Source organism: Streptomyces sp. CT34, assembly GCF_000805335.1.
Classification (GTDB): Bacteria; Actinomycetota; Actinomycetes; order Streptomycetales; family Streptomycetaceae; genus Streptomyces.
The window spans coordinates 5,082,163-5,103,430 of sequence record NZ_KN708638.1 but is presented as its reverse complement, the minus strand read 5'-3'; the positions used below and the strand labels follow the sequence as shown (position 1 = coordinate 5,103,430).

Below are 21,268 nucleotides of genomic sequence, written 5' to 3'. Positions count from 1 at the left end.
AGGTACTCACTTCTGCGCACCCCCCTGCAGGCCGTCGGCGTCGTCCGACGCGCTGAGGTGGCCGCTGGCGGCACCGGTCATGGCGGAGCCCAACTCCTCCGGGGTGATCGCGGCGGGGTCCGCGTCCGCGACCAGCCGGCCGCGGTACATCACCCGCAGGGTGTCGGAGAGCCCGATCAGCTCGTCCAGGTCGGCGGATATCAGCAGCACCGCCAGCCCCTCGCGGCGCGCGGTGCGGATCTGCTCCCAGATCTGCGCCTGCGCGCCGACGTCGACCCCGCGGGTCGGGTGGGCGGCGATCAGCAGCTTGGGGTGGTGGCTCATCTCGCGGCCGACGATCAGCTTCTGCTGGTTGCCGCCGGAGAGCGAGGCAGCGGTGACCTCGATGCCGGGGGTGCGGACGTCGTACTCCGCGACGATCCGCTCGGTGTCCTTGCGGGCCCCGGCCAGGTCGAGGAGCCTGCCCTTGCTGTTGGGGCGCTCGGTGACATGGCCGAGGATCCGGTTCTCCCACAGCGGGGCGTCCAACAGCAGCCCGTGGCGGTGGCGGTCCTCGGGGATGTAGCCGATGCCGCCCTCCCGCCGGGCCCGGGTGGAGGACCGCGACAGGTCCTTGCCGTCCAGGGTGACGGTGCCGCTGTCGGGCATACGGGTGCCCATGACGGCCTCGACGAGTTCGGCCTGGCCGTTGCCCTCGACACCGGCGACGCCCAGCACCTCGCCCTTGCGGATGGTGAACGAGATGCCGTCCAGCACCGTGCGCACCACCCCGTCGGAGTCGGTCGCCGACAGGTGCACGTCGCGGACGCTCAGCATCTCCTCGTCGGTGACGGTCGACTCGCGCGTCTCGGGCGACGGCAGCTCGCTGCCGACCATCAGCTCGGCCAGCTGCTTGGGGGTGGTCCTCGCCGGCTCGACGGACGCCACCGTCGTACCGCGCCGGATGACCGTGATGTCGTCGGCGACCGACAGCACCTCGCCCAGCTTGTGGGAGATGAAGATGACGGTCAGGCCCTCGGACTTGAGCTCGCGGAGGTTGTCGAAGAGCGCGTCCACCTCCTGCGGTACGAGGACCGCGGTGGGCTCGTCGAGGATGAGCGTCCGGGCGCCCCGGTAGAGCACCTTGAGGATCTCCACCCGCTGGCGGTCGGCGACCCCGAGGTCCTCGACCAGCACGTCGGGGCGGATACCGAGCCCGTAAGCGTCCGATATCTCCCGTATCTTCGCGCGGGCGCCGGCGCCGATGCCGTGCAGCTTCTCGGCGCCCAGGACGGTGTTCTCCAGGACGGTGAGGTTGTCGGCGAGCATGAAGTGCTGGTGCACCATGCCGATGCCGCGGGCGATGGCGTCACCCGGGGTGTTCAGGGTGACCTCTTCGCCGCCGAGCGCGATGGTGCCCTCGTCCGGCTTCTGCATGCCGTAGAGGATCTTCATCAGGGTGGACTTGCCGGCGCCGTTCTCCCCGCACAGGGCGTGGACGGTGCCGCGGCGGACCGTGAGGTGGATGTCGTGGTTGGCCACGACGCCGGGGAACCTTTTGGTGATTCCGCGGAGTTCGACAGCAGGGGCGTCCTGGCCGGGCGGGCTGCTGCTCGTGGGTGCTGCGTTGATGGCGCACTCCCCTCGGGGATGAAGGAGCGGAAGGACGAAGGAGAAAGGGGGAAGCGATCGGAGTGGTGACCTGGGGGAAGCGGGCGGGTCCCGGCGTCCCCCGGAGGGCTACGGCGTCTGCTTGACCTTCACCTGACCCTCGATGATCTTCTTCCGGGCCGCGTCGATCTGCGGCTGGATGTCCTTGATGAAGCCGCCCGAGGTGGCCAGCGATACGCCGCCGTGCTTCAGGTCGTAGGTGCGGATCCCGGTCAGCGGCTTGTGCTGCTCATAGCTGCGGATCAGGTCGAAGACCGCCACGTCCACGTTCTTCACCATCGAGGTCAGGATGTGGTCCTTGTAGCGGGCCAGCCCCGGCTGTTGGTACTGGTCCGAGTCCACCCCGATCGCCCAGGCGCCCTTGACCTTGCTGATCGCCTCGATGGAGCCGGCGCCCGACTGCCCCGCCGCCGAGTAGATGACGTCGATGCCGCTGTCGAGCATGCCCTGGGCCTTCGCCTTGGCGGCGGCCGGGTCGTTGAACCCCTTGTCGTTGTTGGGGTAGAGGTACTGCGAGGTGACCTTGGCCTTCGGGTCGGTGTCGTGGACGCCCTGCTCGAAGCCCGCCTGGAACTTCTGGATCAGCGCGTTGTTCACCCCGCCGATGAACCCGACCCGGTGGGTCCTGCTCTTCAGCGCCGCCGCGACCCCGGCCAGATACGAACCCTCGTGCTCGGCGAAGACCATCGCATCGACGTTCTTGCCCGTCGGCACGGCGTCCACCACACCGAACGTCGTGTCCGGGAAGTCCTTGGCCACGTTCTGCACGGACTGGCTGTACGCGAAGCCCACCCCGATCACGGGGTTGTAGCCGGCCTCCGCGAACGAGGTCAGCCGCTGCTCGCGGTCGGCCTCGGTCTCGCCGTTCTTCGCGGTGAGCATCTTGGCCTTGACGCCCAACTGCTTCTGAGCGTTCTCCGTACCGCGGGCGGCCGCCTCGTTGAACGAGTGATCGTCCCGGCCGCCGATGTCGAAGGCCAGCCCGACACCCGCGTGCTTGGCACGGTTGACCTCGGCAAAGCTCTGCCCGCACGCGGTGGCGGTGAGGGCGAGACACGCGGTGGCGGTGGCCGCGGCGGCAATCCTGATGACCCGACGCACGGGGCCTTCCCTTCGCTCTAAGCGCCCCCAGTGGCGCTGGCTTGTCGGGAGATTAACGCGCGTAGACCTGGCGCAAAACCCTCCGCTGCGTGGCCGTTATCGATTCGTCTCTCAGGCCACGGAACGGAAACAACAGCGGGCGGCCGACAGGCACCGGCCGCCCGGATACACGGAACGTCACGCTCCACTCACCCTCGGCTCCATCCACCATTATCGCGTAGAGCAACCGACAGTGGACGGAGGGTAATCGAGAGCTATCGACCCCCGTCGAGCAGGGCCGCCGCGGTGAAGAGCTCCACGCCGACGGCGATGGCGCGCTCGTCGACGTCGAAGTCGCCGCGGTGCAGGTCGAGGCGGCTCAGCTCGCCGGGCGGGCGGACGCCGAGCCGGGCCATGGCGCCGGGGACGTGTTCCAGGTACCAGGAGAAGTCCTCGCCGCCGAGGGACTGTTCGGTGCCCTCGACGGCGGAGCCGCCGCGGCGGGCGGCCATCGCGTCGTGCAGGAGCTGGGTGCTGACCGGCTCGTTGACGACCGGGGGGACGCCGCGGACGTAGTTGATCTGGGACTTGGCGCCGTACAGCGCCGCGACCTCGTCGATCGCGGCGTGCACGACGTCGGGGGCCCGGCGCCAGGTGTCCAGGTCCAGGCAGCGGACGGTGCCGGAGAGTTCGGCGTGCTGCGGGATGACGTTGCAGGCGTGGCCGGACTCCAGGCGGCCCCAGGTGACGGAGAGGCCGGAGCGGGCGTCGACCCGGCGGCCGACGAGGGCCGGCACGTCGAGGGCCACCCGGGACGCGGCGGTGACCATGTCCGTCGTCAGATGCGGACGGGCGGTGTGGCCGCCGGGGCCGTCGAGTTCGACCTCCAGGCGGTCGCAGGCGGAGGTGATCGCTCCGGTACGCAGCCCGAGCCGGCCGGCGTCGACCCGCGGGTCGCAGTGGACGGCGAGGATCCGGCCGACGCCCTCCAGGACGCCGGACTCGATGGCGTCGGCGGCGCCGCCGGGGAGGACTTCCTCGGCGGGCTGGAAGATCAGGCGCACCGGCCGCCGCAGCCGGCCGGACCGGGCCAGGTCGGCGAGGACCAGGCCCGCGCCGAGGACGACGGTGGTGTGCACGTCGTGGCCGCAGGCGTGCGCCCGGCCGGGGACCGCGGAGGCGTAGTCGACGGTCTTGGTGTCGGGGATGGGGAGGGCGTCGATGTCCGCGCGCAGCGCGAGCAGGTCGCCGGCGCCGGTGTCCGTACCGATGTCGCAGATGAGGCCGGTGCCGGTGGTGAGCACGCGGGGGCGCAGCCCGACCCGCTCCAGACGGTCCTTGACCGCGGCGGTGGTCCGGAACTCCTGGTTGCCGAGCTCCGGGTGCCGGTGCAAGTCGCGGCGGAACGCGATGAGTTCGCGAAGAAGTGCCTCGGGGAGGGTGCCGGCGAGGTCAGGGGCGTGCGGGTGGTCGGCATCGCGGGACATCAGTTGGTTCACCCGTTGAAGGGTACGGGCCCGAACGGGGCAACTACCCCTCGATCAACAAAAGTTCAGCCCGTTAGGGGAAGAAAATTTAGGCCGCTCGGTGCATGGACGGTTTATGGGAAGGGTATGAAGTAGCGCTTTACGGCGCCGCGTCGCTTTCCGCGGACGGCAGCCGCCGCACGTCGCGGGCGGTTCCGGTGACGTCGTCGAGGAAACCCTGGGCGCGCGGCGAGGCGTTGGCGGTGAGCCACGCGGGGTCGATGTCGCAGACCGCGACCTGGACGCCGGTGCCCTGGAGGGCCAGCGGCAGGGTGTGGACCACGGTGGACGGGAAGCTGAGGACCAGGCGACCGATGGGGCCGCGGCGGGCGATGAGTTCGAGGGGGAGGTCGGGGCGCACCACCTCCAGGCCGGTCTCGGTGGCCAGCCGGCGGAGTTTGCCGGGGCGTTCGCGGCGGTGGGCGAAGTAGCGGGTGGCGCCGTGCGTCCGGGCCAGCGCGGCGACCGCCTCCAGGTAGCGGTCCGCGTCGACGACGCCGGTCTCCACCAGCGAGGTGCCGACGATGTCGGCGGTGCGGGTGGGGCGGGGCGGGCCGAAGCGCCCGCGCGTCCAGGCGAACTCGTTGACCTGGACCCGTACGCCCGTCGGTGCCTCGACGGGCATCGAGCTGAAGAGCGCGACGGTGCGGCGGCGCCGGGCGTCCTCGGGCCCCGGGGTGAGCCGGCGGCGGGCGGTGGCGGCGAACGGGGCGAAGAGCAGATCCCGCGGGCGGCGTCCGCTGCCGTGCCGGTGCCAGCGCACCAGCCGTTCACCGCGGGTGAGTTGGGAGATGAACTCCATGGTGGCGGTGCCGTCGTCGACCACCACCAGGTCGCGGGCGCGGGCGAGGCCGAGAAGGAGCTGGACGTAGCGGGAGAACGGGTCGCCGATGACGATGCGGCGGGCGCGGCGCAGTCGCGGGGCCAGGCCGCCGACGGTGCGGAGCGGGGCGGTCGGGCCGCCGCGGGCCTCTTCCCAGCGGACGGTGTGGCCTTCGTCGCGGGCGAGTTCGGCCATCCGGCGCAGCTGGCCGCGGGTCATCGGGTCGTGCGGGGCGAGCACGACGACGGTGAGCGCGCCGGCCCGGTCGGCGTGGGCCCATTCGAGGACGTTCAGCAGCTGCACCGGGCTCTCGACGAAGGCGAGGGTGGCGGTGTCGCCGGCGGTGTCCGAAGCGGGCATGGGGGGCGCGTCTCCCGAGGGCACGGATCTCTTTCGCTGCCGGGGTACCCCGAGGAGACGGCGGGCGGGAGTCCCCGCCGTCTCCTGGGGCGGGACCGGCGCGCCGGCCGCGGGCGGCTCGGCGCGGGTCCCTTCGGGTGAGCTCACGTCGAACTCCTGTCAGGCCGTCAGACGGCCGCCGGGGTGCGGTCGGCGGCCTCGGCTGCCTCGGCGGCCTCCGCCTCGGCCACCACGCCGGCGACCCGGCGCAGCTTCTTCATCGGGCCGAGCTCGCTCTCGTAGACCTTCTTGACGCCGTCGCCGAGGGACTCCTCGATGGTGCGGATGTCGCGGACCAGGCGGGTCAGGCCCTGCGGCTCGACGGACGCGGCCTGGTCGGAGCCCCACATGGCGCGGTCGAGGGTGATGTGCCGCTCGATGAAGGTGGCGCCGAGGGCGACCGCGGCGAGGGTGGTCTGCAGGCCGGTCTCGTGGCCGCTGTAGCCGATCGGGACGTTGGGGTACTCGGCCTGGAGGGTGTGGATCATGCGGAGGTTGAGCTCCTCGGCCTTGGCCGGGTAGGTGCTGGTGGCGTGGCAGAGCAGGATGTTGTCGCTGCCCAGGACCTCGACGGCGTGCCGGATCTGCCGGGGGGTCGACATGCCGGTCGACAGGATGACGGTGCGGCCGGTGGCGCGCATGGCGCGCAGCAGTTCGTCGTCGGTGAGCGAGGCGGAGGCGACCTTGTAGCAGGGGACGTCGAACTTCTCCAGGAAGGCGACGGACTCGACGTCCCAGGGGGAGGCGAACCAGGCGATGCCGCGCTTCGTGCAGTACTCGTCGATGGCGCGGTAGCCGTCCTCGCCGAACTCCACGCGGTGGCGGTAGTCGATGTAGGTCATCCGGCCCCAGGGGGTGTCGCGTTCGATGTCCCACTGGTCGCGCGGGGTGCAGATCTCCGGGGTCCGCTTCTGGAACTTGACCGCGTCGCAGCCGGCGTCGGCGGCGGCGTCGATCAGCGCGAACGCGTTCTCCAGGTCGCCGTTGTGGTTGATGCCGATCTCGCCGGTGACGTAGACGGGGCGGCCGGGGCCGGCCAGGCGGTCACCGAGGGCGCGGAGACGGGAGTTGCTGCTCATGGGAGGTTCCTCTGCTCTGGTACGGGGGCGGTGTCGGGGTGGGTTACAGGGGGGTGGGAAACCTGGTGGGGGCTGACGGGCAGGCGCCGTAACGGAGTTACAGGGAGGGGCCGAGGAGCCAGCCGGCGATCTCGCGGATGGCGCCGCTGCCGCCGGGCGTCGCGGTGACCGCGCGGGCCGCGCCGCGCACCGCGTCGTGCGCCGAGGCGACCGCGACCGGCCAGCCGACGAGGTCGAAGCAGGGCAGGTCGTTGACGTCGTTGCCGACGTAGAGCACCCGCTCCGGCTGCACCCCCGCCTCCTCGCACCACTGCTTGAGGGCGAGGTCCTTGCGGTCGATGCCGTGCAGGACCGGCACCCTGAGCTTGCGGGCGCGGGCGGCGACCACCGGGTTCTGCTCGGTGGAGAGGATCAGCAGCCGCAGTTCCGCCCTGCGCAGCGCGGCGATCCCGAGGCCGTCGCCGCGGTGCACGGCCACGGTCTCCCGTCCGTCGGCGTCGATCAGCACCCGGTCGTCGGTCTGGGTGCCGTCGAAGTCGAGGACGACGGCGTCGATGTCGTCCCGCGTCGGCAGCGCGCCGGGCCGTGGAGCGTCCAGCAGCGGGGCGAGCGCGCGGGCGCGGGCCAGGTCGTGCGGATCGTCGATCTCCAGCACCCGGGCGGGGTCGGTGCGCACCAGTTCCGTACGGCCGAAGAAGCGGTGGCCGCTGACGCGGAAGCCGGCCGCGTCCATGGCGTAGGCGGCCCCGGTCTCCAGCAGGTCCTGCGGGCGGTCCTGGCGGCGCGGGCGGAAGGACTTGTCGTGATTGACGCCGAAGCCGCCGGTGGCCTGCGGGTCCTCGGGGCCGGCGGGGTCATCGGGCTCGGCGTCCCGCCAGACGAAGCCGTGGAAGGGGGCCACGGTCAGCGCGCTGTCCGCGCCGCCCTCGACGACCGCGGCGGCCACCGCGTCGATGTCCTCGCGGACCAGGAACGGGCTGGTGCACTGGACCAGCAGCACCGCGTCCACCGGCCGGCCCTGCTCCTCCTCGTAGGCGTCCATGGCGTGCCGTACCGCGGCCTCGCTGGTGGCGGTGTCGCCGGCGATCTCGCCGGGGCGGCGTATGACGACGGCGCCGGCGCCGCGTGCCGCCGCCGCGATCCCGGCGTCGTCGGTGGAGACGACCACGTCGGTGACCAGCCGGGCGGCCCGGCACTCGCGGACCGCGCGGGCCACCAGGGGCACTCCCCCGACGGCGGCGAGGTTCTTGGCCGGTACGCCCTTGGAGCCGCCGCGGGCGGGGATGACGGCCACCACGGTGGGGTGCATTGCGAACTCCTTCGTCGGGCGGGACCGGGGGGCGCTCACAGCTGCCCCCAGCGGCGGATGGCGGGCGCGATGCGCTGGACCCCGTGCCGGTAGGCGCCGCGGGCGGCCTCGCGGACCGTGTCGCGGGCCAACCGCCGCAGCCCGCCGGTCTCTTGAGGCGCCTCGGGACACCCGGCGAGCGGCGCGCCCTGCGGGTCGAGGCCGTAGCGGGCGAGGATGCCCGGGAGGTAGCCGGGGGCGGTGCGGGGGGTGTAGTACGGGGTGATCGGCGGCAGCCGGTCGGCGGTGCGCAGCTCGCCGACCCGGTCGCGGGCGGCGTCGAAGGCGTGCTCATACACCTCGTACGGGGCGGCACCGGGGGTGCCGGTCGCGGCGACTCCCTGGCGGGCCAGCCACGCCGGGTCCGGCTCCGGGCGGCGGCCGGCGTCGAGTTCGTCCCAGGAGAGCAGGCAGCCGGAGCCGAGGAAGTGGTGGTTGCCGAGCGCCTCGCGGACACCGAGGTCGGTGAGGACCGCGGTGGGGATGCCGCGGTGCAGCGACTCCAGGGCGGCGGTGGAGCTGACCGTGACCATCAGGTCGGTGCGGTCCAGGACCTCGCCCATGTTCCCGTACACCAGGCGGCAGTTGGCGGGCAGGCCGCCGGGCATTTTGCCGGCGAGCTTCTGGTAGGGCAGTTCCTCGATGTGCGTGGTGTGCTCGCCGGGTCTGCTGCGGAGCTTGACCAGCACCTCGCGGCCGGGGTGCCGGCGGGCGTGCTCAACCGCCCGACGCAGCAGGTACGTTCGGTCGGCGCGGCTCTCCGGAACGGAGGGCTGGGCGGCGAACACCACGGTGTACGGGTCGTGTTCGCCGCCGTAGCGGGTGCCGCCGAGGAACGGCAGCGCGCACTCCACGACGCTGCCGGTGGCGGCCCCCACCCCGCGGTAGACCTCGCGGAACCGGTCCGCGTCGTGGCGGGAGTTGGCGAGCACCACATCCGCGCCGTGCCGCAGCAGCAGCCCGTCGGCGAGCTTCTCGTAGACCACGCCGACGTAACCGGTGACGACGACGGGGCGGCGCTCCGCGCCTCGCCAGGCGCGGGCGAGACCGTGCAGCATCGCCTGCACCGCACCGCCCACGCAGGCCAGCACCACCACGTCGCAGCGGTCCGGTCCGGCGCCGCGGGCGGCGCGCTCCATCGTGTCCAGGAAGTCGACTCCCCTGATTTCCCGCAGCGCGTCCGCACGGGCGCCGACCTCGTCGAGCTGGCGGACCGTGGGGGTGGCCCGGCCGCGCAGCAGATAGCCGTCGAGCCGGCTGCCCGGTTGGAGGCGGTACGCTGTCAAAGCGCCCCATTTCCACCGGGTGTCCGAGTCGGCGAGCACCGCGACCCGCGGCGGGGAATCGGTACGTGATGGCACGTCGAAGACGCTAGGAAGGCCCGGGGGGCCGCGGGCCAACTGGGAAGCAACAAAGGGTAAACAGCGCACCGACGGATTCCGAACCCGCCCGATTATCGGCCGGGTTAACCATCCCGCCATTCTTCGTTCACCGTGAAGTACGCACCGCGTCAAGACGAATGCCGGGCGCCGGACCTAACGTCACCCGGGTGGTCAAGCTCTCCGTCATCGTGCCGTTCTACAACGTGCAGACATACGCGCCCGACACCCTGAAAAGCCTGGCGGCGAACTCTCGCGAGGACTTCGAATTCCTGCTCGTCGACGATTGTTCCCGCGACGAGACCCCGCGGATTCTCGCGCGCGCCGAACGCGAGCTGCCGGGCGCCCGGGTGCTGCGGCACGAGAAGAACGGCGGCCTGGCCACCGCCCGTAACACCGGTCTGGACGCGGCCCGCGGCGAGTACCTCACCTTCCTCGACGGCGACGACTGGCTGGCCCCCGGATATCTTCCCGAACTCCTCCGTGTGATCGCGGAGTTGGGGTGCGACTTCGTCCGTACGGACCATGTCCAGTGCACCGCCAAGGCGCGCACCGTGCACCGGGTCCCGCACGGCCGGCGCGGGGTGGTGCTGGACCCGCGGGCGGCGATCCTGCCCGCGGACCGCTCCACCTCGGTCGACTACGCCTATGCCTGGGCCGGCATCTACCACCGCCGGCTGCTGGACGGCGGGGTGCTGCGTTTCCGGGACGGACTGCGCACCGCGGAGGACCGCCCGTGGATCTGGCGGCTGCACCGCGAGGCGCGGTCCATGGCGGTGACCGGTCTGCTCGGGGTTTTCTACCGGCGCGGTGTGGCGTCGTCACTGACCCAGATCGGAGACGTACGGCAATTGGACTTCATCCGCGCTTTCGACCAGGTGATCGAGGAAACCGCGCAGGACCGCGATGCGCAGCTGCTGCTGCCGAAAGCGGTGCGCACCTATTGCGCGATCATTTCCCACCACCTCGGTTCGATCGAACGATTCGAGCCGCCGGTGGCCCGTAAATTGCGCGCGATGAGCGCCGCGGCCATGAAACGCATGCCGCAGGACGTACTGAAGGAAGCCCTGGACTCGATGGACGTACAGCGCGCGGCCCGGCTGCGGCGGCTGCGCCGCCGCCCCTCCCCCGGCACCCCCGCGGCGGAGGTCGCCGCCTGATGCCGAACCGGCCCCGCACCCAGATCTTCCTGGCGTCGACGCTCTACGGCACGGCGACGCTGGCCGCCGCGCTGGACGCGGACCGCTTCCCGGCGGCCGGACGCCGGCTGCTGCTGCTCAGCAACAACGCCGCGAACCCGGAGACCACCGCCTCGCTGGACACCATGCCGGGCTTCGCGCAGCTGCGCGGCCGGTTCGACCGGGTGCTGTCCTGGAACGAGACCATCCGCCCGTTCCACCCCGGTGGCTGGTCGCCGCGCCCGGACGATGTCCCGCTGTGGGAGCGGTACTTGAGGATGCTGTGGGACCTGGGCGACGACCGGATCGAGCTGGTCGTGGAGTCCATCCAGGTCAACCCGGCCCTCGCGCTGGCCCAGCTCTTCCCGGAGGCACCGGTCGACGTCTACGCGGACGGGCTGATGAGCTACGGCCCCACCCGCAACAAGCTCGATCCGCTCGTCGGCACCCGCATCAACCGGCTGCTCCACCTGGACCTCGTCCCGGGTCTGACGCCGCTGCTGCTCACCGAGTTCGGCGTGCCGGCGGAGACCGTACCGACCGGGGCCTTCACCAAGGTGCTGGCCGAACTCGCCGAGGACGCGGACGGGTTGCCCGACCTCGGCGGCCTGCCGGACGGCGGAGCGCTGCTCCTGGGCCAGTACCTCTCGGCGCTGTCCATCCTCACTCCCGAAGAGGAGGAGGAGCTGCATGTGCGGATGGTGCGCGGCGCCGTCGAGCGCGGCCACCGCGAGATCGTCTTCAAACCGCACCCGTCCGCGCCGGCCCGCTGGTCGCGGCTGCTCGAACGGGAGGCGGAGAAGCTGGAGATCTCCCTGACGGTGCTGGACCGCCCGGTCCTGGCCGAGGTGCTCTACCGGCGGATGCGGCCCGCGCTGGTCGTCGGCTGCTTCTCCACCGCGCTGCTGACCGCCTCCGCGTTCTACGGCCTGCCGGTCGCGCGGACCGGGACCGGGCTGCTGCTGGAGCGGCTGACGCCGTATCAGAACAGCAACCGGGTGCCGGTGACCATCGTGGACGCGCTGGTGCCCGACCTCGACGAGCGGAACACGCGGCGCACCGGCACCCCGGAGAGCATCACCGGCCTGGTCACCGCCGTCGGCTACGCGATGCAGCACCAGATCTACCCGCAGCTGCGCCCGGCCGCCGAGCGCTATCTCGCGGCCCACCTCGACCCGTACACCCGGCGCTACTTCAAGCGCCGTCGGCTCACCGCGCTGGCGCTGCCCGGCGCGATCCCCTCCCAGCTGTCGTTCATCCCGCGCAACGCCGCCGTCCGCCGGGTCGCGCGCCGGGCACGGGCCGTACAGCGCCGACTGAAGAAGCGGGCCGCTTTCGGATGACCACCACCACACCGGCGACCACCACACCGGCGGCCGGCACCCGCCCCGCGGCGCCGGACGCCACCGCCACCACCGCGCCCGCCACCGCACCACCGAGCCGCCGCGAGGAGGGCGGCGCCGCCCGGTTGCGCGCACTGGACGGACTGCGGCTGATCGCCGCGCTGATGGTCGCCGGGTACCACTACGGAGGCCGGAGCGGCGACATATCGCGCGCCTGGGGCGGCTCGCCGGCCCACCAATTCCCTTACGTCTCCGGGCTGTTCGCATACGGATGCCTGGGCGTGCAGATCTTCTTCGTGATCAGCGGCTTCGTGATCTGCCTGAGCGGCTGGGGGCGGACCCTGCGCTCCTTCGTCGCCTCCCGGATCTCCCGCCTCTACCCGGCGTACTGGGTCGCGATCCTGCTGGTCACCGCGGTCTTCATGCTCCCCTGGGTCGCGTACAAGGCGCTCTCGCCCAGCGAGGTGCTGACGAACCTGACCATGCTCCAGTACCCGCTGGGCGTGCACCGGGTCCTCGGCGTCTGCTGGACCCTCTGGGCCGAGATGCGCTTCTACGCGCTCTTCGCGCTGTGCGTGGTGCTGCCGGGCGCCACCCGCGGCCGGGTGGTCCTCTTCTGCGCCGGCTGGACGCTGGCCGCGGCACTGGCCCAGTCGGCCCACGAGCCGTTCCTCGACGTCGTACTGATGCCGCAGTACGCCCCGTTCTTCATCGGCGGGGTCGGCCTCTACCTGCTGCACCGCTACGGCCCGCGGGACCCGGTCGCCTGGACGATCGTGCTGGTCAGCTGGCTGATCGGGCAGCACTACGCGGTCGCCGGCCTGTGGCACCCGGCGCACGTGCACGCCTTCTCCTACCGGTCGGCGGCCGGCATCGTCGCCGTCGTCACCGCGGGCTTCGCGCTGGTCGCGGCCATCGCGCTGGGCAAGCTGCACTGGGCGAACTGGCGCTGGCTGACCGTGGCCGGGGCGCTGACCTACCCCTTCTACCTCGTCCACGAGCATCTGGGCTGGGTCGTGATCCACGCCCTGCACCACGGCGCCGGACTGCCGTCGTACGCCACCCTGCTGCTGACCGTCGGGCTGATGCTGGCGCTGGCGTGGGCGATGCACCGGTGGGTGGAACGGCCGCTGACGCCACGGCTGCGGCGGGCGATCGACCCGCGAAGGTAGCGTCGGCGGATCCGCCGCGAGCGGATCCGCCGACATGCCTCAACTCCCCGCCTCCGTACTACGGTTGGCCTCGATGCCCGCGATGACGATCCGCAGCCCGGCGTGGAACATCTCCTCGAAGTCACCGAACATCTGCCGCCCGGCCATCGCGGCGAGCGGATAGTCCGCGGCCAACCGCCGCTCGCGATCGGCGAAGTCGTACGCGGGGTCGCGCACCTGCGGCGCCGCGGGATCGGGGTACACCGACTGCTCCTCGATCACCACGCCGATGGTGAAGTTGTACGCGGTCCACCAGGCGCGCGCCGCCTCGGGCAGCGCGAAGCCGGCCGCGACGAACCGGCTCATGAAGAGTTCGAGCGGCGCGGCGAAGCTGTCGTCGGTCATCCGCGTACCGCTGATCACCTTGGCCCCGTCGCGGTAGCCGAGCAGCTCCTCGCGCAGCGTGGAGCAGGTGGCGACCGTCATCTCCTGCCAGGTCTCCCGGACCTGGCCGGCGCCCGACCGGTACTTCGCCGTCAGGGGCCCGATCATCCGGCGGAACATCTCGGTGGCCATCTCGTCCAGCAGCTCCTGCTTGTTCCTGAAGTGCCAGTAGAGCGCGGGGGCCTGGACGTCCAGCTCCTTGGCGATACGACGCAGGGTCAGCCCGTCGAGGCCGACGACGTTCAGCAGCCGCAGCGCCGTATCCGCCACTTGCCTCCGGTCGATTCGCGAAACCACGTTGACAACTTAACACCGTTAATTGCAGCCTGGGAAGCATGGAACTTAACACCGTTAAAGACATCGTTGAGACCATGCCGGGGGACACCGCCGACGCCACCGCGACCGCGGCCGTCGACGTACTGATCGCCGGCGCGGGTCCGACCGGCCTCGCCCTCGGCATCGACCTCGCCCGCCGCGGGGTGCGCGCGCTGCTCGTCGAGCGGCAGCCGGAGTTCTCCCGCGGCGCCCGCGGCACCGGCGTCCAGCCACGTACCCAGGAGGTCTACGACGACCTCGGCGTGCTCGCCGCCGCCCAGGCCGCGGGGGGCCTGTACCCGCACATGGCACTGTGGGAGGACGGCCGGATCGCCCACACCCAAGAGATCATCGAGCTGGTCGACCCCACCCCCTCGACCCCGTACTCCAACGCCCTGATGCTCCCCCAGTGGCGCAATCAACAGGTGCTGCACGCCCGGCTGGTGGAGCTGGGCGGCAGCGTGCTGCTCGGCACCGAGCTGCGGGACTTCACCGAGGACGCGGACGGCGTGACCGCCCGGCTGACCGGTGCGGAGGGCGCCGTCCGCGCCGTCCGCGCCTGCTATCTGGTGGCCGCCGACGGCGGGCGCAGCACCGTCCGCAAGCAGCTCGGCGTCCGGATGACCGGCCCGGACCTGCCGCCCGGCACCGGGGTCGTCGCGGACGTGCGGATCGACGGGCTGGACCGGGACCACTGGCACCGCTGGATGCTGCCGCCGCACGGCTTCGTCACGCTGCTCCCGCTCGTCGGCACCGACCTGTTCCAGTGCTTCGCGGCGGCGGCCACCGACGACCCGGACACCTCCCCCGAGGCGGTCCGCGCCCTGATCGCGCGCCACACCCACCTCGCCCCCGAGCAGGTCCGCGAGGTGGTGTGGTCCTCCGTCTACCGCCCCCGGGCGGGGATGGCGGACGCCTACCGCCACGGCCGGGTCTTCCTGGCCGGCGACGCGGCGCACATCCACTCGCCCGCGGGCGGCCAGGGCATGAACACCAGCGTCCAGGACGCCTACAACCTCGGCTGGAAGCTCGGCCAGGTGCTGCGGCACGGCGCCCCAGACAGCCTCCTCGACACCTACCAGACCGAGCGCCGCCCGATCGCGGCCGGCATCCTGGAGACCAGCACCCGGCTGCACCGCTCCGGCAACCCCCGCCGCGGCCGGGACCTGCACCAGCTCGACATCCGCTACCCCGACAGCCCGCTCACCCGCGAACTGCGCACCGGCCTCCCCGAGGGCGCCCGCACCGCCGGCGACCGGGCCCCCGACGCCCCCTGCACCACCGCCGACGGCACCCCCACCCGCCTCTTCGACGCCTTCCGGGGACCGCACTTCACCGTAATCACCCTGGGCGCCACGGATCTTGACGTTGCGTCACTTCCGGGGGCGGGCGACCCGGCGCTGCTCCGCACGGTCCGAGTGGGCGGTCCGGAGCCCGAACTCCTCGACACCGACGGGCACATACGGGACGCGTACGGCGCCGGGCCGGCCGTGTTCCTCATCCGCCCCGACGGATATATCGCCCTCGCGGCCCCGGCGGACGGCGCCACGGCACCGGTGGCGGACGCCCTGGGCACGTACTTCGGCGCCGCACAGCCGGCCTGAGTACCCATCAGTCAACCGGCGACGGCCTCGCCGCGGTGCGCGATCGGCACCGCGGCGAGGCCGCCTCGTCCCGGAGACTCGTCCCGGAGAGCTGTCGCCGGCCGCTAGACGACCAGCGACAGCCCCAGCACCCCCACGATCCCGACCACCGAGATCAGCGTCTCCATCACCGACCAGGTCTTCAGGGTCTGGCCGACGTCCATCCCGAAGTACTCCTTGACCATCCAGAAGCCCGCGTCGTTGACATGGCTGAAGAACAGCGACCCGGCGCCGATGGCCAGCACCAGCAGCGCGGCGTGGGTGGTGCTCATCTCGGCGGCGAGCGGGGCGAGCAGGCCGGCCGCGGAGATGGTGGCCACCGTCGCGGAGCCGGTCGCGAGCCGGATGGCGACCGCGATCAGCCAGGCCAGCAGCAGCGTCGAGATGTTCCAGTGCTGGGAGATCTCCAGGATCATCCGGCCGACGCCGGAGTCCACCAGCGTCTGCTTGAAGCCGCCGCCCGCGCCGACGATCAGCAGCACCCCGGCGATCGGGCCCAGCGACTTCTCGACGGTGGAGGCGATCCGGCCCCGGGTGAAGCCGGCCGAGCACCCGAGCGTGAACATCGCGACGACGACGGCGGTGAGCAGCGCGATCAGCGGCGACCCGACGATGTCGAAGGCCCGCTGGAGGCCGTCCTTCGGGTCGTCGACGACGACGTCCACCAGTGCCTTGGCCAGCATCATCACCACCGGCAGCAGCACGGTGGCCACGGTGATCCCGAAGCCCGGCCGCGTCGCCGGCGTCTCCGAGGCCCGCTCGGCCCGGGGGTCCGGGGTCTCCCCGGAGGAGAACAGCATCTTCTCGGGCGGGGTGATGTCGACCCAGCGGGCCGCGTACCGCGAGAACACCGGGCCCGCGATGATCGCCGCGGGTATCGCGATGACGACGCCCAGCGCCAGCGTGACGCCCAGGTTCGCCTTGACCGCGTCGATCGCGGCCAGCGGCCCGGGGTGCGGCGGAATCAGCCCGTGCATCACGGACAGCCCGGCCAGGGCCGGAATCCCGATCCGCATCAGCGAGAAGTTGCCGCGCTTGGCGACCAGCAGCACCACCGGGATCAGCAGCACGATCCCGACCTCGAAGAAGATCGGCAGCCCCACGATCCCGGCGATCAGCACCATCGCCCAGGGCATCGCCCGCCGGCCGGCCTTGGCCAGGATCGTGTCCACGATCTGGTCCGCACCGCCCGAGTCGGCGAGCAGTCTGCCCAGTACGGCGCCCAGTGCGATCAGCACCCCCGTCCCGGCGACGGTGGTCCCCAGTCCGGTGGAGAAGCTGGCGATGGCTTTGTCGAGCGGCGCTCCGGCCACCGCGCCGAGCACCAACGAGCCGATGATCAGCGACAGGAACGCATGCAGCTTGAACTTGGTGATCAGCAGAACGATGACGGCGATACCCGCCAGAACGGCGATGCCCAGCTGTGCATGACCGGCCGTGGTGATGGGCGCGGTCGCATCCGCTGCGAGCATCTCGACGCTGAGATGAGTCACGGCGATTCCCTTGGTTGGACGGAGGGGGAAGGAAGTCGGACGGAGGGAGAAGGAAGGGAAAGGGGCGTGCGGCCCCGGGGGCGGGAGCTAGGGGTTCGGGGCCGATACCCGCAGCGCGGCCACCGCGCGTCCGGCGATCTCCTCCGGCGTCCCGGAGACGTCGACGGCGACGCCCGCCTCGTCCGGTCCGAGCGGTTCGAGGGTGGCGAACTGCGAGTCCAGCAGCGCGGTCGGCATGAAGTGGCCCTTGCGCTCGGCCATCCGCGCCTCGATCAAAGCGCGGTCGCCGGTGAGATGGAGGAAGACCACGCCCGGGGCGGCGGCCCGCAGCCGGTCGCGGTAGGCGCGTTTGAGCGCGGAGCTGCTGACCACCCCGCCCCGCCCTGCCCGGCCGTGCGCCCAGGCGCCGATGGCGTCGAGCCAGGGGCCGCGGTCGGCGTCGTCCAGCGGGGTGCCCGCCGTCATCTTGGCGATATTGGCCGGCGGGTGGAAGTCGTCGCCCTCGGCGTACGGAACGCCCAGTGCGGCGGCCACCAGGGGGCCGATCGTCGTCTTGCCGGTCCCGGCCACGCCCATCACGACGATGACATCGGCGCTGCTCATCCCGTTTACCTCATCTAGCAGGACGTACCGCGCCATACCGCTATGACGCTGTCGTCTTCGACCTCGTGCGCCCCCACTGAAGCCCATTAGGTACGACGTATTCAAGCCCCTGTGACGCAAAAGTCATACTTAATTGGCCGAGGCGCGGGACCGTAGGCTTGGCCCATGGAAAACGGGGCGCCCGCGGACACCGGGGAAAACGGGGAGAAGGGCCTGCACGGCCGCGTGCTGGAGTCCCTGGGGCACGCGATCACCGCGGGCGACTATCCCCCGGGCACGGTCCTGCGCACCGACGAGCTGGCGCAGCGCTTCGACGTGTCGCGCACCGTCGTCCGCGAGGCGATCCGGGTCCTGGAGTCCATGCGGCTGGTCGCCTCCCGGCGCCGGGTCGGGGTCACCGTGCGCCCCACCGAGGAGTGGAACGTCTACGACCCGCGGGTCATCGGCTGGCGGCTGGCCGGCCGGGACCGCCCCCGCCAGCTGCGCTCACTGACCGTGCTGCGCTCGGCCGTCGAACCGGTGGCGGCCGGGCTCGCCGCCACCCACGCCACCCCCGCCCAGTGCGCCCAGCTCACCGAGCACGCCATGGGCATGGTGGCCACCTCACGCGGCCAGCAGCTCGACGCCTACCTCGTCCACGACATGGCCTTCCACCGGGTGGTGCTCACCGCCTCCGGCAACGAGATGTTCGCCCGCCTCGCCGATGTCGTCGACGCCGTGCTCACCGGCCGCACCCAGCACCACGTCATGTTCACCGATCCCGACCCGGCCGCGGTGACCCTGCACGTCCAGGTCGCCGAGGCGGTACGGACCGGGGACGCGGCCCGCGCGGAGTCCCTGACGCGGGAGATCACGGCCGGCGCGATGGCCGAACTGGACGTCCTGGCCCCCTAGTTCACCGGCTCGCCGGCCCTCAGAACAGCGGCTGCTGACCCGGCATCGGCGGCTCCTCCGGGTCGAACAGCTTCTCCGCCGGCGCCATCATCGGGGCCGTCCGCCGCGACCCCGGGCAGGAGATCAGCTCGATCCCGGTGCGCCGCCCCGGAGGATCATGACGAGCGAAGTGCCCGCCGACGACGGCGATCTCTCGGGTGCAGACGGGGCACGCCCGGCGGGGTGAGGTGGTGGTAGACGACATGCCACCAGTTTGAATCCTCCCCTCCCTGAAGGGAGGGGATTCCTGGCTCACTTCGCCTGACTCCTGGCAGAGGCAGGACTTACAAGATCAGCACCAGCCGGGTTGAGACCAGCCCGGACGAGCATCACGCGGGCGGAGTTCTCGTCCCTGGAGGACACCGCTCCGCACGCGGTGCACGTATGCGTTCTCTCGGCAAGGGGCAGTGCGTGCTTGGCTCTCGCTCCGCACCGTGCACAGTCCATCGTGGTGTGCACTCCGCCGCCTCGCGGCTCCGATCCCAGGACCCGTTCCCGGCCTGAAGGCCGTGGCCTCCTGGGAGAAGTCAGGTGACCGACCGGCCGGGCCCCCAAACGCCCCCGACCACCGACCGGCGCCTCAGAAGGCGTCCGTCGGCACATAGGTCCCCCACACCCCGCGCAGCGCATCGCACACCTCGCCCACCGTCGCCTTCGCCCGCAGCGCCTCGCGCATCGGGTAGAGCACGTTGTCCGTCCCTTCGGCGGCCTTGCGCAGCGCGCCGAGCGCCGCGGTCACCGCGGACCCGCTCCGCCCCGCGCGGAGGGCCGCCAGCCGCTCGGCCTGCCGTGCCTCGATCTCCGGGTCCACCCGCAGCGGTTCGTACGCCTCCTCCTCGTCGGTTCGGAAGCGGTTGACGCCGACCACCACCCGCTCCCCCGCGTCCGTCTCCTGCGCGATCCGGTACGCGTTGCGCTCGATCTCGTCCTTCTGGAAGCCCCGTTCGATGGCCGCCACCGCGCCTCCCATGTCCGCCACCCGCCCCATCAGTTCCACGGTCGCCGCCTCCACCTCGTCCGTCATCGCCTCGACCGCGTACGACCCGGCGAACGGATCGACGGTGGCGGTCACATCGGTCTCGTACGCGAGCACCTGCTGGGTGCGCAGCGCCAGCCGCGCCGCCTTGTCCGTGGGCAGCGCGATGGCCTCGTCGAACGCGTTGGTGTGCAGCGACTGGGTGCCGCCGAGCACCGCCGCCAGCCCCTGGACCGTCACCCGGGCGAGATTCACCTCCGGCTGCTGCGCGGTCAGTTGCACCCCCGCCGTCTGCGTGTGGAACCGCAGCATCTGCGACTTGGGATTCCGCGCGCCGAATTCCTCCCGCATCACCCGCGCCCAAATCCGGCGCGCCGCACGGAACTTGGCGATTTCCTCCAGGAACGTGGTGCGGGCGACGAAGAAGAACGACAGCCGGGGCGCGAAGTCGTCGACGTCCATTCCGGCGGCGATCGCGGTACGGACATAGGCGATGCCGTTGGCGAGGGTGAAGGCGATCTCCTGCACCGGCGAGGCGCCGGCCTCCGCCATGTGGTAGCCGGAAATCGAGATCGTGTTCCACCGGGGGATCTCCGCCCGGCAGTACCGGAAGATATCCGCGGTCAGCCGCAGTGACGGCTGCGGCGGAAAGATATAGGTGCCGCGCGCGATGTATTCCTTCAGCACGTCGTTCTGCACGGTGCCGTTGAGCTGATCGCCGGCCACCCCCTGCTGCTCGCCCACCAGTTGGTAGAGCAGCAGCAGCAGCGCGGCCGGCGCGTTGATGGTCATGGACGTCGAGACCGCGCCCAGCGGAATGCCGCCGAAGAGCACGTCCATGTCCTCGACGGAGTCGATCGCCACCCCGACCTTGCCGACCTCGCCGGCCGCGATCGGGGTGTCCGAGTCGTGCCCCATCTGGGTCGGCAGGTCGAAGGCGACCGACAGTCCGGTCGTGCCGTGCTCGATGAGCTGCCGGTAGCGCGCGTTGGACTCCCGCGCCGTACCGAACCCCGCGTACTGCCGCATCGTCCAGGCCCGCCCGGTGTACATCGACGGATAGATCCCGCGCGTGTAGGGATAGTCGCCCGGCCGCCCCAGCCGCTGCGCCGGGTCCCACCCCGCCAGCGCCTCGGGCCCGTACACCGGCTCAAGGGGCAGCCCGCTCTCGCTGTACCGCGCCATATCCCGTACGCCTCCAAATGAGTGACCAGTACCGGTTTCCGCCGTATTCACAGCATGCCCGCAGGTTCGTCCCGCCGCACCGCTGGGCAGAGGGTGGGTCATGCGGCGGAGCGGAGGACGGCGAACGGCGGCGGTGCTGGCGGTGCTCGCCCTGGCCACGGCCTGCCATCCGGCCGCGGCGACCACCCTGATGAGAACCGGCGCGCACGGCGCCCCCGTACGCGACCTCCAGGCCCGGCTGACCCAACTGGGCCTCTTCCGCCACTCCCCCACCGGCTCCTACACCACCGATACCGCCACGGCGCTCCGCACTTTCCAGAAAGAGGCGGGACTTCCCCCGACCGGCGAATTCACCACGGCGGACCGCTCGGCCCTGCTCTCCCGAACCCGCAAGCCGGAAGACGGCGAGCTGGACCCCCGGAACTCCGACCGCGACGCACCCTCAACGGCGCCCCCCCGCACAGGGAATGGTCTTTGACCGAAGCGAAAATTGAGAAACCCCCACCTCGCGTAACCACATCCGCGAAAGCGGCGCCGGTTTAGGCGCAAAGGGGGGAAGCTTGGGCGCGGGCAGGGCCGGGGGAACGTGCCCCGCCCGCGCCGTGTGCGCTGAGCCGTGGGTACGGGGGGAACCCCGGCTCTCTTGCGCCGCCGATGACCAGTCGGCTCATTCTCTACTGCGTCACTGGCTCAAAAAACGTCACACCTGGCCGGCGGGCG

18 protein-coding genes and 1 pseudogene are annotated in these 21,268 nt (G+C 71.7%); 6 read left to right on the top strand and 13 right to left on the bottom strand.

Annotation, left to right across the window (positions count from 1 at the left end; all coding sequences use genetic code 11):
- Positions 1 to 6: 6 nt before the first annotated feature.
- From RZ84_RS22360 to RZ84_RS22330, 7 genes are all read right to left on the bottom strand, one after another.
- Complete coding sequence (locus tag RZ84_RS22360; protein ID WP_043265783.1) at positions 7 to 1,521, bottom strand: ABC transporter ATP-binding protein; 1,515 nt, start codon at positions 1,519 to 1,521, stop codon at positions 7 to 9.
- A gap of 198 nt (positions 1,522 to 1,719) precedes the next feature.
- Entirely contained in the window at positions 1,720 to 2,751 is a 1,032-nt protein-coding gene (locus RZ84_RS22355) for a BMP family lipoprotein (protein WP_043265782.1), read from the bottom strand.
- 254 nt (positions 2,752 to 3,005) lie between these two features.
- A complete protein-coding gene (locus RZ84_RS22350) occupies positions 3,006 to 4,217 on the bottom strand; it encodes an amidohydrolase (RefSeq protein WP_043265781.1) in 1,212 nt (403 codons plus the stop codon).
- 139 nt (positions 4,218 to 4,356) lie between these two features.
- On the bottom strand, positions 4,357 to 5,439 hold the full coding sequence (locus tag RZ84_RS22345) for a hypothetical protein (protein ID WP_043265780.1): 1,083 nt from the start codon (positions 5,437 to 5,439) through the stop codon (positions 4,357 to 4,359).
- A 167-nt stretch (positions 5,440 to 5,606) separates the two neighbouring features.
- Positions 5,607 to 6,557, bottom strand: a complete 951-nt coding sequence (locus RZ84_RS22340) for an N-acetylneuraminate synthase family protein (protein WP_043265779.1) — start codon at positions 6,555 to 6,557, stop codon at positions 5,607 to 5,609.
- A 97-nt stretch (positions 6,558 to 6,654) separates the two neighbouring features.
- Positions 6,655 to 7,866 (bottom strand): acylneuraminate cytidylyltransferase, encoded by a 1,212-nt coding sequence (locus tag RZ84_RS22335; protein WP_043265778.1) that lies wholly within the window; start codon positions 7,864 to 7,866, stop codon positions 6,655 to 6,657.
- Between the two features lie 35 nt (positions 7,867 to 7,901).
- Positions 7,902 to 9,266 (bottom strand): DUF6716 putative glycosyltransferase, encoded by a 1,365-nt coding sequence (locus RZ84_RS22330; protein ID WP_043265777.1) that lies wholly within the window; start codon positions 9,264 to 9,266, stop codon positions 7,902 to 7,904.
- A 188-nt stretch (positions 9,267 to 9,454) separates the two neighbouring features.
- Between RZ84_RS22330 and RZ84_RS22325 the strand changes: the two genes are divergently transcribed.
- Genes RZ84_RS22325 through RZ84_RS22315 form a run of 3 tightly spaced genes read left to right on the top strand, consistent with a single transcriptional unit; the run spans position 9,455 to position 12,977 of the window.
- The gene (locus RZ84_RS22325; RefSeq protein ID WP_043265776.1) at positions 9,455 to 10,444 is read left to right on the top strand and encodes a glycosyltransferase family 2 protein; all 990 of its coding nucleotides are present in this window, start codon (positions 9,455 to 9,457) and stop codon (positions 10,442 to 10,444) included.
- Entirely contained in the window at positions 10,444 to 11,805 is a 1,362-nt protein-coding gene (locus RZ84_RS22320) for an alpha-2,8-polysialyltransferase family protein (RefSeq protein ID WP_043265775.1), read from the top strand. The genes RZ84_RS22325 and RZ84_RS22320 overlap by 1 nt, the downstream gene beginning before the upstream one ends.
- The gene (locus RZ84_RS22315; protein WP_043265774.1) at positions 11,802 to 12,977 is read left to right on the top strand and encodes an acyltransferase family protein; all 1,176 of its coding nucleotides are present in this window, start codon (positions 11,802 to 11,804) and stop codon (positions 12,975 to 12,977) included. The genes RZ84_RS22320 and RZ84_RS22315 overlap by 4 nt, the downstream gene beginning before the upstream one ends.
- 39 nt (positions 12,978 to 13,016) lie before the next feature.
- Here the strand turns inward: RZ84_RS22315 and RZ84_RS22310 are convergent, their stop codons facing one another.
- Complete coding sequence (locus RZ84_RS22310; protein WP_043265773.1) at positions 13,017 to 13,697, bottom strand: TetR/AcrR family transcriptional regulator C-terminal domain-containing protein; 681 nt, start codon at positions 13,695 to 13,697, stop codon at positions 13,017 to 13,019.
- A 74-nt stretch (positions 13,698 to 13,771) separates the two neighbouring features.
- On the opposite strand from RZ84_RS22310, the gene RZ84_RS22305 reads away from it, so the two are divergent.
- Positions 13,772 to 15,319, top strand: a complete 1,548-nt coding sequence (locus tag RZ84_RS22305; protein ID WP_052230095.1) for an FAD-dependent monooxygenase — start codon at positions 13,772 to 13,774, stop codon at positions 15,317 to 15,319.
- A gap of 104 nt (positions 15,320 to 15,423) precedes the next feature.
- On the opposite strand, the gene RZ84_RS22300 is transcribed toward RZ84_RS22305, so the two are convergent.
- Positions 15,424 to 16,851, bottom strand: a complete 1,428-nt coding sequence (locus tag RZ84_RS22300; RefSeq protein ID WP_043265772.1) for a GntT/GntP/DsdX family permease — start codon at positions 16,849 to 16,851, stop codon at positions 15,424 to 15,426.
- 87 nt (positions 16,852 to 16,938) lie between these two features.
- Entirely contained in the window at positions 16,939 to 17,454 is a 516-nt protein-coding gene (locus RZ84_RS22295; RefSeq protein WP_043265771.1) for a gluconokinase, read from the bottom strand.
- 165 nt (positions 17,455 to 17,619) lie between these two features.
- Here RZ84_RS22295 and RZ84_RS22290 point away from each other — a divergent pair, with 165 nt between their 5' ends.
- Positions 17,620 to 18,348, top strand: coding sequence for a FadR/GntR family transcriptional regulator (locus tag RZ84_RS22290; protein ID WP_052230094.1), 729 nt, complete (start codon positions 17,620 to 17,622; stop codon positions 18,346 to 18,348).
- A 19-nt stretch (positions 18,349 to 18,367) separates the two neighbouring features.
- Here the strand turns inward: RZ84_RS22290 and RZ84_RS22285 are convergent, their stop codons facing one another.
- The 3 genes and pseudogenes from RZ84_RS22285 to RZ84_RS22280 form a co-directional block, all read right to left on the bottom strand.
- Positions 18,368 to 18,592: a hypothetical protein gene (locus RZ84_RS22285; protein WP_043270542.1), complete on the bottom strand. Its 225-nt coding sequence runs from the start codon at positions 18,590 to 18,592 to the stop codon at positions 18,368 to 18,370.
- A gap of 86 nt (positions 18,593 to 18,678) precedes the next feature.
- A pseudogene (locus RZ84_RS36930) lies at positions 18,679 to 18,843 on the bottom strand (zinc ribbon domain-containing protein); the annotation flags it as partial.
- A gap of 124 nt (positions 18,844 to 18,967) precedes the next feature.
- Entirely contained in the window at positions 18,968 to 20,548 is a 1,581-nt protein-coding gene (locus RZ84_RS22280; RefSeq protein WP_043265770.1) for an acyl-CoA mutase large subunit family protein, read from the bottom strand.
- Positions 20,549 to 20,648: 100 nt separating this feature from the next.
- On the opposite strand from RZ84_RS22280, the gene RZ84_RS22275 reads away from it, so the two are divergent.
- Positions 20,649 to 21,026: a peptidoglycan-binding domain-containing protein gene (locus RZ84_RS22275; RefSeq protein WP_078894081.1), complete on the top strand. Its 378-nt coding sequence runs from the start codon at positions 20,649 to 20,651 to the stop codon at positions 21,024 to 21,026.
- Positions 21,027 to 21,268: the final 242 nt, after the last annotated feature.